Annotated in this window: 11 protein-coding genes; 8 read left to right on the forward strand and 3 right to left on the reverse strand. The window is 67.8% G+C overall.

Going from position 1 to position 15,184, the window contains the following annotated elements:
- Positions 1-134: 134 nt before the first annotated feature.
- From TRD_RS07470 to TRD_RS07480, 3 genes are all read right to left on the reverse strand, one after another.
- Positions 135-2,603 (reverse strand): Ig-like domain-containing protein, encoded by a 2,469-nt coding sequence (locus tag TRD_RS07470; RefSeq protein WP_015922543.1) that lies wholly within the window; start codon positions 2,601-2,603, stop codon positions 135-137.
- Between the two features lie 334 nt (positions 2,604-2,937).
- Positions 2,938-4,203: a sensor histidine kinase gene (locus TRD_RS07475; protein ID WP_015922544.1), complete on the reverse strand. Its 1,266-nt coding sequence runs from the start codon at positions 4,201-4,203 to the stop codon at positions 2,938-2,940.
- 65 nt (positions 4,204-4,268) lie between these two features.
- The gene (locus TRD_RS07480) at positions 4,269-4,988 is read right to left on the reverse strand and encodes a response regulator transcription factor (RefSeq protein WP_015922545.1); all 720 of its coding nucleotides are present in this window, start codon (positions 4,986-4,988) and stop codon (positions 4,269-4,271) included.
- Between the two features lie 104 nt (positions 4,989-5,092).
- On the opposite strand from TRD_RS07480, the gene dprA reads away from it, so the two are divergent.
- The 8 genes from dprA to TRD_RS07520 are packed head-to-tail and all read left to right on the forward strand — an operon-like array spanning position 5,093 to position 15,132.
- Positions 5,093-6,196 carry a DNA-processing protein DprA gene (gene dprA, locus TRD_RS07485; RefSeq protein WP_015922546.1) on the forward strand — a complete coding sequence of 368 codons (1,104 nt, stop codon included), beginning with the start codon at positions 5,093-5,095 and terminating at the stop codon, positions 6,194-6,196.
- Positions 6,193-7,266, forward strand: a complete 1,074-nt coding sequence (locus TRD_RS07490) for a mannose-1-phosphate guanylyltransferase (protein ID WP_015922547.1) — start codon at positions 6,193-6,195, stop codon at positions 7,264-7,266. Before dprA ends, TRD_RS07490 begins: the two co-directional genes overlap by 4 nt.
- A gap of 46 nt (positions 7,267-7,312) precedes the next feature.
- The gene (gene topA / locus TRD_RS07495; protein ID WP_015922548.1) at positions 7,313-9,547 is read left to right on the forward strand and encodes a type I DNA topoisomerase; all 2,235 of its coding nucleotides are present in this window, start codon (positions 7,313-7,315) and stop codon (positions 9,545-9,547) included.
- 55 nt (positions 9,548-9,602) lie between these two features.
- The gene (hslV, locus tag TRD_RS07500; protein ID WP_015922549.1) at positions 9,603-10,196 is read left to right on the forward strand and encodes an ATP-dependent protease subunit HslV; all 594 of its coding nucleotides are present in this window, start codon (positions 9,603-9,605) and stop codon (positions 10,194-10,196) included.
- The gene (gene hslU, locus TRD_RS07505) at positions 10,162-11,598 is read left to right on the forward strand and encodes an ATP-dependent protease ATPase subunit HslU (protein ID WP_226980689.1); all 1,437 of its coding nucleotides are present in this window, start codon (positions 10,162-10,164) and stop codon (positions 11,596-11,598) included. The genes hslV and hslU overlap by 35 nt, the downstream gene beginning before the upstream one ends.
- Before the next feature lie 19 nt (positions 11,599-11,617).
- Positions 11,618-12,340 carry a glycosyltransferase family 2 protein gene (locus TRD_RS07510; RefSeq protein WP_015922551.1) on the forward strand — a complete coding sequence of 241 codons (723 nt, stop codon included), beginning with the start codon at positions 11,618-11,620 and terminating at the stop codon, positions 12,338-12,340.
- Between the two features lie 7 nt (positions 12,341-12,347).
- Positions 12,348-13,325, forward strand: a complete 978-nt coding sequence (locus TRD_RS07515; RefSeq protein WP_015922552.1) for an ROK family protein — start codon at positions 12,348-12,350, stop codon at positions 13,323-13,325.
- 19 nt (positions 13,326-13,344) lie between these two features.
- Positions 13,345-15,132, forward strand: coding sequence for a peptide ABC transporter substrate-binding protein (locus TRD_RS07520; protein WP_015922553.1), 1,788 nt, complete (start codon positions 13,345-13,347; stop codon positions 15,130-15,132).
- Positions 15,133-15,184 lie beyond the last annotated feature (52 nt).

The raw sequence follows: 15,184 nt of genomic DNA on the forward strand, positions 1-15,184 counted from the left end.
CGTGCTGCTCCTCTCCCTTCCCATCCAACTCGGCGCAGCGGGTCCTGCGCTCCCGGCGCGATTGTAGCCGAGCGCACTCGCCGAGAAAACCGCCCCGGGGCCGTGGCCCCGGGGCGGATGCGCGAGGCGCTGCGTCAGCTGGTCACGTTGATCGTGACGGTGTCGAGCAATGGATCGGTACTCTCCAGCACGCCGGTCGCGCCGTAGTCGAGGTAGCAGGTGACGGTGTAGGAGTTGTCAGCAGTCCCATCGACCAGGATCAGGTTCGCGGTCGCCACGTTGTTCGCGCCGCTGGTCACCACGGCGATGGTGCCGGACGTGCTAGCGGTCGGCTGGCTGCTCCAGCGCGCGGTGGTGGCTTCGTCCGTGCTGGTGAAGCGGAGCAGGAGCGGAACACCGGTCGGCGTGTTCGGATCGAGGTCGCAGCTGACCTGGGCCGTCTTGGTGGCTGGGCCAGCGAGGTCCCCTTCACGGACTTGGTACGTGCCGGGGCCGCCCGTCAATCCGCTGATCGAGAGGGTGCCGGTCAGGCTGCTCACCCAGGTGACGCGGCTCGTATCGGCCGGCTCGTTCGCGTCCTGTTCGCCGTTACCGTTCAGGTCCCACCAGGCGGTGACCGTGTTGGTCCGGTCGGCCGTGCCGTTGGTGAAGGTGAAGGACGCATGCCCGTCGCTATCGGTGACGGCCACGCCGCTCACCGGGTTCGGGGTTCCCTCGCTGCTCACCCGGAAGCGGATCGTGCGTCCCGCGAGCGGGGTGTCGCCCGCGGTCAGCGTCGCGGTCAACGGGACATCCTGGTTGACGACTGCGAGCGTCACGCTCGGCTCGAGGCGCAGCGCGAAGTTCGAAAGGGTCAGTGCCGGATGGCGGGTCGGCGTGAGGACGAAGACACCCGAGCCGTCACCAGCCACCTGGTAGTTGACGACGTTCGATACCCCCACCAGGAAGCCGGTACCGCTCCCGGCGCCGTCCGTCACGCCGACGAGCGCCGTGCCGGTGAAGGTGCGCGGCACGCTGGCGAAGGTCGTGCCGAAGTCGCTGGGGTAGGGATAGATGACCGCGTAGCCGCCGGCCGGGACAGCGACGAGCACCGGATTCTCGCTCGTCCCCACCTGGCTGGGAGCGACTGCCGCGCCGTTGGCACTCAGGATCTGCACATTGGCCAGTTGCTGGCGACCGGTGGGATTGAAGAGCGTGAACCCGCTCGTGTCCCCCTGCCCGGTGGCGTCACCGACCTGGAAGAGCGGCAGTGCCAGGCTGTGGGTGAACCAGGCCTGGCCGGTGACCTGCCCCGCTGTGCGCGCCTGCGTCTCGGCCACCGACCAGCTCTGCTTGCTGCCCGCGACGTCCGGCGCTGCGGGCGCGATGTAGCTCATCGCCTGCCCTTGACCCGGACCAGCCAGGTACTTGACTTCGTCCACCGCTGCTGCGAACGGGCGTTGCCCGCTGATGACCACCGCGTTGACCCGGGCGGGATCGAGGCTCGGGGTCGCGCTGATGTCCGGCCGATAGATGAAGGCGCTCTCCCCCGGCTGGAGCGTGATGGTGGAGAGTTCGGGCGGGACCACCTGGGCGAGACCGTTGCGGTCGTAATAGGTCAGCGTCAGGGTGTTGGTGTTGGCCGTGTCCAGGTTTACCAGCGTGATCCCGGTATTCCAGTTGTTGTAGTCGCGGAAGACGATCGGGGCATAGCGCGTGCTCGCGCTCGTGCGCGGTACGGCCTCGTTCGTCAGGAGCATGCGCCAGGACGGCTTGTACCGCTCGGCGACCACCGCGACACCGATCAGCTGGGCATCGATGAAGGCGGCACCGACCCATTCCGGCGGGACGACACTCCCGAGGTCCAGCGACCAGGTCTCGCCCGCCGCCAGCGTCTGGGTGAGCGTGTAGCTCGCATTCCCGACGGTGACGCCCCGCGCGCGCAGCAGCGTCACGGTGACCTGGTTCGGCTGGTTGCGCAGGTTGGCGATCTTGACCACCGTGTTCCAGCCGGAGTTGGTCTGGACGACCGGGAGGACCCAGTTGCGGCCCTGGTTCGCCGCATCCCAGTCGTCGTCGCGCGCGCCGGTTGCGCCGGAGACGAACTGGAAGGCGCTCGAACTCCGCAGGTCGTTGCCGAGTGCGCTCGGCCCAGCATGCTTGGCGACGACACTGATGGCTGGGTTGCACGAGATGGTGCAGATGCCCAGCTCGCTCAGGATGGAGCGGCTCGTGTCGGGGAACTCGGCCTCGATCACCAGGCCAGCGCTCCCACCGGTCGGCACTAGACCGAGTCCGGCGAGCTCGGCCGCCGTGAACGCGCGGGTGGCCCGTGGTGCCAGCGTGTACGGGCCGCGGATCGTGCCACCGACCCGCTGAGTGCGCAGGCGAATCTGGATCGGGAGCGCCTCCAGATTCTGCACGACGACGGTGCTCCAGAGCGGACCGAAGCCGCCGGGCAACGTTTCGGCGTTGTACACGGCTGCCAGCGTGACGCGCGCCTGCTGCTCGCTGAGCGGCGCGGCCGCTCGCGCGCTCGGCAGGAGCGCTGCGAGGCTGCTGGCCGCGAGCGCCAGTGCCAGGAGAACGCGCCAGAGCCGCGACGGTCGTCGTCCGGTTTGCATGGTGACCCTCCTTTCCGTGCGTCCGACCGTTTCGGCAAGGAGGAGTGTACCGGAGACTGCCCTGGCCGAGCAGGCTCCGCCTCCCAGAAACACCGCAGCGACCCGGGTCGCTGACGCGCCGGCGCCTCCGACCCTCTAAAGATACGACGCGGCAAGGGGTCGGGTGGTTTCAGGCCGGTCGGCGCGGGAGGTACAGAGAAACGGGCGATGCCGGTGGGGGACGGCACCGCCCGAGCGTGAGGAGGAGTACGGGGCTGCGCGAGGTGTGCGTCGTTCGTTTCCGTCGGGAACGATACGCGCTCAGCAGCCGGCGTGTGTGGCGATCGTGTTACGATCAGCGCCGTTCCAGCGGGAGCGCGAAGCCGACGATCGCGCCGCCTCCCGGCGGGCTCTCCGCCCACACTCGCCCGCCGTGCAGCTGGACGAGGTGCTTGACGATCGCCAGCCCGAGCCCGCTGCCGCCCCCGCTCCGCGCCCGGTCACCTTTGAAAAAGCGCTCGAAGACGCGATCGAGCTCGTCGGCGGGGATCCCTGGCCCGGTGTCGCGGACGCGAACGATGGCCTCCCCGGAAGCGGCAGCGATCTCGACCGTGATCTGGCCTCCTGCCGGGGTGAACTTGAGCGCGTTGTCCAAGAGGTTGGCCAGCACCTGGCCGATCCGCTCCGGATCGCAGGCGACCGGGGGCAGTTCCGGGGCGACCTGCACGGTGAGCGCGATGCCTTTGCTGGCGGCCCGCGGCTCGAAGCGGCGCAGCGTCGCGCGGGCCAGCTCGGCAAGGTCAGTCGGGACACGAGCGAGCTGTAACTGGCCGCTCTCGGCCTTGGTCAGTTCCAGGAGCTGGTTCACCAGGCGAGTCATGTGCTCCACCTCGACGGCGATGCGCCGCAAGAAGTCCTCGGCGACCGCCGGATCAGCCAGCGCGCCGTCCAGGAGCGTTTCCACCAGGGCTTGCAGGGCCGCCAGTGGCGTCCGCAGGTCGTGCGAGACGTTGGCGACGAAGTCGCGGCGGATCGTTTCCGTGCGGCGCAGCTCGGTGATGTCCCGCAGGACGAGCGTCACCAGCGGGCGATCGGCACCCTGGAGGACAGAGACCTGGGCCTGGATGCTCCGGCGCGGTCGACCGAGTTCGACGAAGCGCCCGGTCGTCGGCGCCGCGCCAGCCAACGCGCGGGCGACCAGCTCGTTGAGCTCGTAGTCGCGCAGGACTTCCGCGTACGGACGACCCAGCGCCTCGCTCCGGCCGCCGGGGAGGAGTTCGCGAGCAGCACGGTTCAGGCTCACCACCTGCCCATCCGGATCGACGAGGACGACACCATCGCTCAGGTGATCGAAGAGGGCAGCCAGCTGGCTCTGCCGGGCCGAGGCCTGTTCCAGCTCGCGCTCCAGGAAGCGGAGCGCATCGTCGAGCAGGAACCGGAACGCGTCCAGTGACCGCGCGTCGAGGAGCGGTCGCTGGAGCGGGCCGATCGTCGGATGCTCGCGGCGGAGCTGGGCGAGCATCCGGCGCAGCTCGGCGCCGAACCGGTGACGCTGCCAGAACAGCGCGACGAGCGCACCGGCAACGAAGGCGAGAGCGGTGGCGAGGAAGAGCGTGAGCATCGCTGGCTACCCTCGATGGGAGCGTACCGATCGCACGAGCGGAAATCGTGACGGAGCGATGACCATCAGCGGCGTGTCGCTTGTGGTGAGCGCGCGGTCAAGCGATAGCCGATGCCCCGAACCGTCTCGATCAACCGCGGACGGCGTGGATCGTCCTCGAGCTTTTCGCGCAGCCCGTGCACGTGCACAGCCAGCGTGCGGAAATCGCCGAACGTGTCGTAGCCCCAGACCGCGCGAAGCAGTTCCTCGGAGCGGCAGACGCGCTCCCGGTGCCGGGCCAGGTAGGCGAGCAAATCGAACTCGCGAGGCTTGAGCGCGACCTCGCGCCCTTCGCGCCAGACGCGCCGTTGCTCGAGATCGATCCGCAACGGGCCGATCTCCAGGATGTCGGGGGAGAAGCCGGCAGCCAGTTCTCTGGCCAAAAGCTCGCGGCGGCGGAGGAGCGCCTTGACGCGCGCGAGGAGTTCGCGCATCGAGAAGGGTTTGGTGAGGTAGTCGTCGGCGCCCAGCTCCAGCCCGAGCACGCGATCGACCTCGGTATCGCGGGCCGTCAGGATGAGGATCGGCACAGTGCTCTGCTCGCGCAGTTGGCGGCAGACCTGGAAGCCGTCGAGACCAGGCAGCATGATGTCCAGAATGACCAGGTCGGGGCGGGCGAACGCTGCCTGCTCGAGCGCGGCCTCGCCAGCGTCGGCCACGATGACCGAATAGCCCTCCCGCTCGAGGTTGTAGCGGATCGTCGCTTGCAGTGTGTCGTCGTCTTCGACGAGCAAGATCGTGGGCACGACCCCCTCCTGATCGAGAAGTGTACCAGGGATCGGACAGTATCCGGCATCGACGTGGCGACTGGGGAGCTGGTAGGATTCGGCACACGTTCGGGAGGCGCGGGGTGGACGAGCGCGCAGCCTGGCTCGGCTTCCATGCGGTCGACGGGATCAGTCTCCGACAATTGGAGCGCTTGATCGCGCAGACCGGGAGCGCGCTCGCCGCGTGGCACGCACCGGAAGCGGAACTGCGGGCACTCGGACTGCCGGAAGGCCCGCTGGCACGGCTGGTCGCTGCGCGACAAGCGGGGCTGCCCGAGAAGATCCTCGCGCAGGTCCGGCGGGTGGGCGCACGCGTCATCGTCTATCCGGACGAGGACTATCCCCCGCTCCTGCGGGAGATCGCCAGCCCACCACTCGCGCTCTTCCTGCGGGGCACCCTCCCGCCGGCCGAGGCTCCGGCCGTGGCCTTGGTCGGGACGCGCCAGGCCTCCAACTATGGGATCCAGGTCGCCGCCACGTTCGCGACTGCGTTGGCCGAGGCAGGCGTGACGGTGGTGAGTGGGCTCGCCCGCGGCATCGATCGGGTCGCGCACGAGGCGACGCTCGACGCGGGCGGGCGGACCATCGCGGTGCTCGGTACCGGGATCGACGTGGTCTATCCGCCGGAGCACCGCGCGCTCGCCCAGCGCATCGCCGAGCAGGGAGCGCTGGTGACCGAGTTCCTGCCGGAGACGCCGCCCTATGCCGGAAACTTCCCAGTGCGCAACCGGATCATCAGCGGACTCTCCCTGGGTGTCGTGGTGATCGAAGCGCCGGAACGGAGCGGCGCCCTGATCACGGCCAGCTTCGCGCTCGACCAGAACCGATCGGTCTACGCCGTCCCCGGTCCGATCTTTTCGCCGGGCACTGCCGGTATCCTGCGCTTGCTGCGCGATGGCGCGACGCCGGTCGGCTCGGCTCAGGAAATCCTGGAAGACCTGCAACTCGTCGCGCGCCAACTCCCGCTGCCGGCCGCCCCAGCCGTCCCCGAGCGTGCTCGGCCGGTCGTGGCGGCACTGGGACCCGAGCCGAAACACATCGACGAGCTGGCCGCCGAGCTGGGTATGGGAATCGCCCAGCTGAGCGCGCTGCTCCTGGAGCTCCAGCTCGAGGGGATCGTCACGCATCTGGGGGCCCAGCACTATGCACTGGCTTCTCCCTTGCTGGCGAGAGGAGGCAGGCGATGATGTGGGCAGTCATTCCGGCTGGTGGGAGCGGCACCCGGCTGTGGCCGGCCAGTCGGCGCAACCGGCCCAAGTTCCTCCTGCCGATTCCGGGGCCACAGTCGATGCTGCGCGCGACCTGGGAGCGGGTGCGGCCGCTCGTGGCACCGCACCACTGTTTCGTGGTGACCGGGGCAGCGCATGTCGCCGCGGTGCGCGGCGAGTTGCCGGAACTGGCAGCCGAGCAGATCATCGCTGAGCCAGCGCCGCGCGGGACGGGCCCAGCGATCGGCCTGGCTGCCTTCCTGATTGCCCGGCACGCTCCCGGGGCACTGATGGGCTCCTTCGCAGCCGATCACTATGTGGCCGATCCGGAAGGGTTCCGGCGGGCCGTCCGCGCCGGCTTGCGGGCAGCCAACGAAGGGTATCTCGTGACGATCGGCATCCCGGCGCGCTATCCGGAGACCGGGTACGGTTATATCCGCCTCGGGGAGCCGCTCCTCGTGGCCGAGGGACTCACCGTCCATCGTGTCCAGCAGTTCAAAGAGAAACCGGATCGTGCCACCGCTGAGCAGTACGTCCGCTCCGGGGAATACTGCTGGAACGCGAGTATGTTCCTCTGGCGCGTCGACGTCTTTCTGGATGCGTTGCGGCGCTTGCTGCCGGAGGTCTATGCCCCACTCGCGGCGATCGCTGCCTGTTGGGATGCGCCGGAGGGACAGCACTGTTTTCAGGAGCACTGGCCGACGATTCCGGAGATCACGATCGATCACGGCATCATGGAGCGCGCTGACCAGGTGGCGGTCGTTCCGGCCGAGTTCGGCTGGGCGGATCTCGGGGATTGGCATGGCCTGGCCCAGCTCCTCGCCGACGATGCCGACGATTCGGTCGTTCTCGGTTGCGAGCATCTCGGGCTCGACACGCGTGCTACGCTCATTTACGGCGGCCGTCGGATGGTGGTGACGCTCGGAGTGGAGAACCTCGTGGTCGTCGATACCGACGACGTGCTGCTGGTCGCCCATCGCTCCCGCGCGCAAGAGGTGCGGGAGATCGTGCGACGACTCGAGCAGCTCGGCCGGCAGGATCTGCTCTGATCTCGTGCCGATGGCCGAGCCTGCCGAAAATCAGTAGAGGGGGACGATGGCTGGGAAGACGACGAAGAAAACGACGAAGAAGACAACGGCGGCAACGAGCGAGACGACAACGAAGAAGACGACGCGCGGCACCAGTCGTGCCGACGGGCAGGCACTGGTCATCGTCGAGTCGCCGGCCAAGGCTCGGACGATCGCTCGTTTCCTCGGGCCAGGGTATACCGTGAAGGCATCGATGGGGCACGTGCGCGACCTGCCGAAGAGCAAGCTCGGGGTCGATGTCGCGCAGAACTTCCAGCCGACCTACACGGTTCTCAAGGAGAAGCTGCCGGTCGTCAAGGAACTCCAGGAGAGCGTGCAACGGGCACGCGAGTTGATCCTGGCGACTGACCCAGACCGGGAGGGCGAGGCGATCGCCTGGCATCTGATCGAGGCGACGCGGGCTCACGACAAGCCGGTGCGGCGCATCGTTTTCCACGAGATCACCGAGGAGGCGATCCGGGAAGCGCTCGCCCACCCGCGCGGCATCGACATGCGGCTGGTCAATGCGCAGCAGGCCCGGCGCGTGCTCGATCGACTGGTCGGGTACGAGATCAGCCCGCTCCTCTGGCGCAAGGTCAAGAGCGGTCTTTCCGCAGGGCGCGTCCAGTCGGTCGCCTTGCGCCTGGTCGTGGACCGCGAGCGGGAGATTCAGGCGTTCGTCCCCCAGGAATACTGGACGATCGAGGTCGATCTCGTACCGACCGGAAACGGTGCGCAGGAACCGGTCCCCTTCGCGGCAGCACTGGTCCGGGTACGGGGCGAGAAACCGGACCTTCCGAACGAGGAAGCGGCGCGAGCGGTCGCCCGCGAGCTCGAGGCCTCGCAGTACTGGGTGGTTTCGATCAAGGAGCGGCAGAAGCAGCGTCGTCCCGCACCGCCCTTCATCACCAGCACGCTGCAGCAGGAGGCCGGGCGCAAGTTGCGCTTCCCGGTCAGTCTGACCATGCAGTTGGCCCAGCAACTGTACGAGGGAGTAGAACTCGGGCCCGAGGGCAGTGTCGGCCTCATCACCTACATGCGGACCGACTCGACGCAGGTGGCCGCATCAGCCCAGCAACGGGCACGCGAGGTGATCGCGGCCCGGTGGGGAGCTGACTTCTTGCCCGAGCGCCCACCGGTCTATGCCAAGAAGGCGAAAGGGGCACAGGAGGCACACGAAGCGATTCGGCCGACTGACCCGGCACGCGATCCGGAGTCGGTGCGCCCGTATCTCACGCCGCGCCAGTACCAGCTCTACCGGCTCATTTGGGAACGGTTCATCGCGAGCCAGATGGCACCGGCCATCTACGACACGGTGACGGTCGAGATCGCGGCCGGGCCGACGGTCGGGGCCGATGCCCCGTATCTCCTGCGGGCCACGGGATCGGTCGTCCGCTTCCCGGGTTTCCTCGTCGTCTACCGGGAGGAGCGTGACGAGGACGAGGTCGACGAACTGGATCAGCGACCGCTTCCACCGCTCGCGACTGGCGAGGTCTTGCGCCTGCTCGCCGTCCGGCCGGAGCAGCACTTCACTCAGCCGCCGCCCCGCTACAGCGAGGCGACACTGGTCAAGACGCTGGAGGAGCTGGGGATCGGTCGACCGAGCACCTACGCACCGACGATCGAGACGCTCAAGCAGCGCCGTTATGTCGTCGTCGAGGATCGCAAGCTGGTCCCGACCGAACTCGGTATGCTGGTGACCGATCTCCTCGTCCAACACTTCCCGGACGTGGTCGATGTCGGCTTCACCTCCCGCCTGGAAGAGGAACTCGACGAGATCGCCGCTGGAGAGCGCGACTGGGTTCCGGTCGTTCGGGAGTTCTACGAGCCGTTCCACCGCCAGGTGGAGGAAGCCGAGCAGACCATGGAGCGGGTGCGGCTCGCTGACCAGCCGAGCGGCGAGGTCTGCGAGCTCTGCGGCCGACCGATGGTGATCAAGGAGAGCCGGTTCGGCCGGTTCCTCTCCTGCTCGGGTTTCCCGGAGTGCAAGAACAAGCGCCCGCTCCTGGAGAAAATCGGGGTGCGTTGCCCGCAATGCGGCGAGGGCGAGATCGTCGTCCGGCGGAGCCGGAAGGGTCGAACCTTCTATGGCTGCAGCCGCTATCCCGACTGCGATTTCGTCAGCTGGGAGCGACCGACTGGGGAACGGTGCCCGCAATGCGGGGGAGTGCTGGTGGTGAGCGTGCGGCGAGGGCAGGAAAGCGTGCGCTGCTCGTCGTGCAGCTATCGGCCAGCGGAGGAGAAGGCGCCGGTCGAAGCCTGATCCGGGGGTATACTTGATCGGTCGACGGCCACCCCGGCCGCAGGAGGGGGCGAGCGTGCGCGAGAGCGCGGTGCGGCACGGAACCACCATCCTGGGTGTCCTCCGGGATGGCCGGGTCGCGATCGCTGGAGACGGCCAGGTGACGGCTGGCGACGTGGTGCTCAAGCATCGCGCGCGCAAGATCCGCGCGCTCGCTGGTGGCAAGGTACTGGCCGGCTTCGCCGGTGCGGTCGCTGATGCCCTGACCCTGTTCGAGAAATTCGAGCAGCATCTGCGGACCGCCGATGGTGACCTGCGCCGTGCCGCGGTCGAGCTGGCCAAGGAGTGGCGGTCCGATCGCTACTTACGGCGACTGGAGGCCCAGCTTCTGGTCGCCGATCCCCGCCAGCTCTTGATGATCTCCGGGGACGGAGACGTCATCGAGCCGGACGACGGCGTCGCCGCGATCGGCACGGGAGGACCCTACGCAGCGGCGGCGGCTCGCGCCCTCCTGCGCCATACCCGCATGAGTGCGGCGGAAATCGCTCGCGCTGCGATGGAGGTGGCCGCTGATCTTTGTGTCTATACCAACCACGCGGTGACGATCCTCACCGCACCACCCGAGCATGGAGAAAATGAGCACACGCATGATGACGAGCGTCCGTCCTGAACGCGGTACCCTGCCCCTGACTCCGGCCGAGATCGTCGCTGAGCTCGATCGGTACATCGTCGGGCAAGAGGAGGCCAAGCGGGCCGTCGCGATCGCGATCCGCAACCGCTGGCGTTGGCAGCAACTGCCTGCGGAAGTCCGACGCGACATCGTCCCGAAGAACATCTTGATGATCGGCCCGACCGGCGTCGGGAAGACGGAAATCGCCCGACGCGTCGCACAACTCGTCGATGCACCCTTCGTGAAGGTCGAGGCGACCAAGTTCACCGAGGTCGGCTATGTCGGCCGCGATGTCGAGTCGATCGTGCGCGAACTGGTCGAAGTGAGCATCAGCTCGTTGCATGGCGAGCGACTCGAGGCGGTCCGCGAGGAAGCGTCCCGCGCCGCATTGCAGCGGCTGGTGGATATCCTGGTCGAGCAGCGCGAGCGCCGGCGGGCCAAGCGACAGGGGTCGGAAGCGGAGGCCGAGCCGGAAGAAGAGGCGCCGGAGGAGCGACGGAAGCGCGAGCGCCGGATGGCGCGCGAGCGGCGTCGCTTGCTCGACTTGCTCTCCCGCGACGGGCTGGAGGACGAAACGATCGAGCTCGATCTGGAGAGCGAGTTCGATCTCTTCGTCACACCGTACGCGGAGAACGGCGGTGTCGATCTTGACGAGTTCCAGGAAACGGTCGCCGATCTTTTGGAGACGCTCCAGGCACGCCGGCGAACGCGGCGCGTGTCCGTGCGCGAGGCCCGGCGCATCCTGACCCAGCAAGAAGCGCAGCGGCTGGTCGACTTCGATGCGGTGGTCGAAGCGGCGATCAAGCGAGCCGAGGAGAGCGGGATCGTCTTCATCGACGAGATCGACAAGTTGATCACCAAAGATGGAGAATACGGTCCCGATGTGTCCGGTGAGGGAGTGCAACGCGACCTCTTGCCGATCGTCGAGGGCTCGGTCGTGATGACGCGCTACGGACCGGTGCGCACCGATCACATCTTGTTCATCGCCGCCGGAGCATTCCACAACGCCAGCCCCTCCGATCTCATCCCGGAGCTGCAGGGGCGCTTTCCGATCCGCGTCGAGCTGCAACGCTTGACCGAAGACGATCTCTATCGCATCCTCACCGTGCCGGAGAATGCGCTGACTTGGCAGTACCGCGAACTCCTGAGCGTCGAGGGGGTCGAGCTGGTGTTCACCGAAGATGGCCTGCGCGAGGTGGCTCGGCTCGCGGCGTTGGTGAACAGCCGGGCGGAAGATATCGGAGCGCGGCGGCTGGCGACGATCATGGAAAAGGTCATCGAGGAGATCAGTTTCCGCGCGCCGGAACTCGCTGGGCAGACGGTTTGCATCGATGCCGACTACGTCCGCCAGCGCGTCGGAACCATCGTGGCGGATGAGGATCTCAGCAAGTTCATCCTGTGAAGGGGAGCGGAGGAGCGGGATGGACGAACCCCGAGCGATCCGCCGGCTGTCGATCCTCATACCGGTCTACAACGAGGCACGGACGATCGGGGAAGTCCTCCGGCGCGTCCGCGCAGTCGAACTCCCGTACGAGCGCGAGCTCGTCGTCGTGGACGATGGCTCGACCGACGGCACGCGCGACTATCTGCAGGAGGAAGCGAGTCGCTCGCGCGATCTCGTCTTGATCCTGCACCCGGTCAATCGCGGGAAGGGTGCAGCGATCCGGTCAGCGCTCGAGGCAGCGACCGGAGACGTCCTCATCGTGCAAGATGCCGACCTGGAGTACGACCCGCGCGACTACCCGCGGCTCTTGCGCCCCATCGCCGAGGGACGGGCACAGGTCGTCTACGGCTCGCGCTTTTTGGGCGAGCACAAGGCGATGTACTTCTGGCACTGGGTCGGCAACCGCTTCCTCACGTTCGTCGCGAACCTGCTGTACGACACGACGCTGACCGACATGGAGACGGGCTATAAAGTCTTCACCGCCGAGGTCGCGCGTCAGTTGCGGCTGCGCAGCGACCGCTGGGGATTCGATCCCGAGATCACCGCTCAGATCCTCCGCCGCGGCTACCGGATCTATGAGGTACCCATCTCCTACAATGGCCGCGAATATTGGGAAGGAAAGAAGATCACCTGGCGTGACGGCCTGACGGTCCTGGCGACCTTGCTGCGGTACCGCTTCTTCGATTCAACTCCTCGGTAGGTGTAGGATGGACGCTGTCCTCGCGGTCGACTTCGGAGCGACCAACCTGCGTGCCGCGCTCGTCCGGCGCGATGGCACGCTGGCTTTCCACCGCCAGACAGCGACCGGGGCGCGCGATGGAGTCGTCGCGGTCGTCGAACGGATCGTGCGGCTGGTCGACGAGGTCGCGGCGGATGCCGGCGTCGATCGTGCGATACCGGTCGGCGTCGTGGCACCCGGGCCACTCGAGCCAGCGACCGGTGTCGTGCTCTTCGCCCCCAACCTGGTCGGCTGGCAACGTGTCCCGCTCCGCCGGATGCTGGAAGAGCGACTCGGGCGCCGGGTGGTCCTGGGAAACGATGGCAACGGGGCAGCTCTGGGCGAGGCGCTCTTCGGTGCCGCCAAGGGGTGCCGGCACCTCGTGCATCTGATGCTAGGCACGGGCGTCGGGGGCGGCGTGATCGCCCATGGTCAGCTGATCGAAGGAGTGCGCGGGCTCGGGACGGAAGTCGGGCACGTGCCGGTCGATCCGACCGGTCCACGCTGCCATTGCGGCGGGGTGGGCTGCGTCGAGGCCTACATCGGCGGCTGGGCGCTAGCCCGCGACGGCGAGGCACTGCGCAACTCCGGGCGTTCCGAGCGTCTGCGGGAGCTGGCGGGGGATGGCCCGGTGACCGCTGCCCATGTGGTGGAAGCGGCGCGAGCCGGCGACGCAGGTGCACGGGCGATTCTGGAGCAGGCGGCCCGTGCACTGGCAGTCGGGTTGGCTGGGCTGGTCAACGTGTTCGACCCTGAAATGATCGTCATCGGTGGCGGCGTTGCTCGCGCCGGGGAACTCCTGCTCGACCCGTTGCGTCGTTGGTTGCCGGTCTACGCGATTCACTACATCGTGGAGCATACCGAGCTGCGGCTCTCGGCCCTCGGTGACGATACCGGGCTCTACGGTGCTGCTGCCCGCGCCTTCCTCGCTAGCGAGCATGCGGGAGCCGAGATCCGTTTGCCCTGATCCGTAAGGGAGCCGCCGTGTGGGCGGACGACCGATCCTCGAGCGAGCCCTTTTGCTCCCCCTGACGCGCCGGCGACTGCTGTGGCTCTCCTGTGGGTCGGTCCTGGTCGCGTGCCGCCGGGGCGAGGCGACACCTCCGCCGACCGCGACCGCGAGCGCGGTGACACCGCTCCCCTCGCCGACACCACCGCGGCGACCGGTCACTCCCACGCCGACGGCCACACCAGTGCTGATCTCCCCGACGCCCAGTCCGCGGCCGACGCCGACACCAGTGGCTGCGCGGATCTTCGTGCGAATGCGTCTCGATGAGCCGAAAAGCCATGACTTCAATGCGGACGCCGCTTGCGGCGGGGAGCCAGAACTCTTCGCTGGCCTGGTTCGCCTGGCACCGGATTACAGCGTGCAACCGGACTGGGCAACCGCGTGGGAGGTCTCGGCGGACGGGACACGTTATATCTTCTCCCTGCGTTCCAACCGAAGTGGGTGGTCGAACGGCGACCCAGTGCGGGCGAGCGACTTCGTCTGGTCGTGGCAGCGCATGCTCGATCCGGCTCACCCAGCACCGCAGGCGTCACTCCTGAACCTCGTCGGCAACGGGAAGGCAGTCCGAGAGGGACGACTCTCGCCGGAACAGCTCGCGGTCCGCGCACTGGATGATTCGACGCTCGAAGTGGAACTCGAGCGTCCAGCCGGCTACTTCCTCTGGATCCTCGGGACACCGGGCTTCCTCCCAGCCCATCGGCCATCGGTCGAGCGATGGGGAGCGCGGTGGACCGAAGCGGGGCGTTGCGTCTCCAACGGCCCGTTTTACCTGGCGAGCTGGGAGCCGGGATCCGGCTATACCGTCAATGCGAACCCTCACTACTGGAACCGACCGAACCTGGACAGTTGTACGGTCACGATCGCGAGGTCGACCGATCCACTCCTCCCCTTCTACCGGGGGCAGGTCGACGTCGCAGCGGTGCCGCAGGAGGAGCTGCCTCGCGTGAGCAGCGAAGAAGCGCTCCTGGAGCGCGTGGAGCGGAGCATTCTGCCGGAGACCTGGTTTCTCGTCATCCAGCCGGACAGTGCCCCTCTGGATGACCTGGAGTTGCGTCGCGCCGTCAGTCGCGCAATCGATCGGGAACGGTTGCGTCAGCTCCTCTACGGTGCGGTCGAGCCAGCGCAGTCGCTCGTGCCGCCTGGAATTCCGGGGAGCGTGCGAGACGACAGCGTGGCTGATGCACATCGTTTCGTACCGCTCGAAGCCTTCCGCGCCTGGCAACGGGTTCGGGCGGGCGATCCGCGCCCGCTGCGCCTCACCGCACCGACCGAATGCTCCCCGAACGAGGAGGCGATCCTGCAGGATGTCGCGATGCAGCTCACCAGTAACCTGGGAGTGCCAGTCGAACTCGTCCGGTTAGCTGCTCGCGAGTGGGAACGGGCTGTCGAAGAGGGAACGTTCCAGCTTCTGTGGTGGCGGTGGCCGCTACCCTTCCCCGACGCCGCGGCTGTCTACGAATGGCTGTTGAGCAGCGAGCGGCGTACGCTGCGTGGACTGCGCTGGCGGAGCGACGCGCTGGATCGCTTGCTGGTGCTCGCTCGCGGGGAAACCGCACTCACCCGCCGGCTGGGCGCGTACCGGCAGTGCGAACGGCTCGCGCACGAGGAGTTCGTCCTGTTGCCGATCTGTCATCCCGTCGCGACGTATCTCGTGCAGCCCTGGGTCGTGACGCTTCCGCGCACGCCGACTGGGGAACTGCTCGACCCGGAGAGATCGTTCAGCCGCTTTCTGAGTGCCGTGACCCTGAGCAGCCGGGGCAGCTGAAGGCGCGCCATCGCGCGCTTCTCGGTCGAGCCGCAACCGGTTTCCCCCCCAC

The sequence above is a fragment of the Thermomicrobium roseum DSM 5159 genome (assembly GCF_000021685.1).
In the GTDB taxonomy this organism is placed as follows: Bacteria; Chloroflexota; Chloroflexia; order Thermomicrobiales; family Thermomicrobiaceae; genus Thermomicrobium; species Thermomicrobium roseum.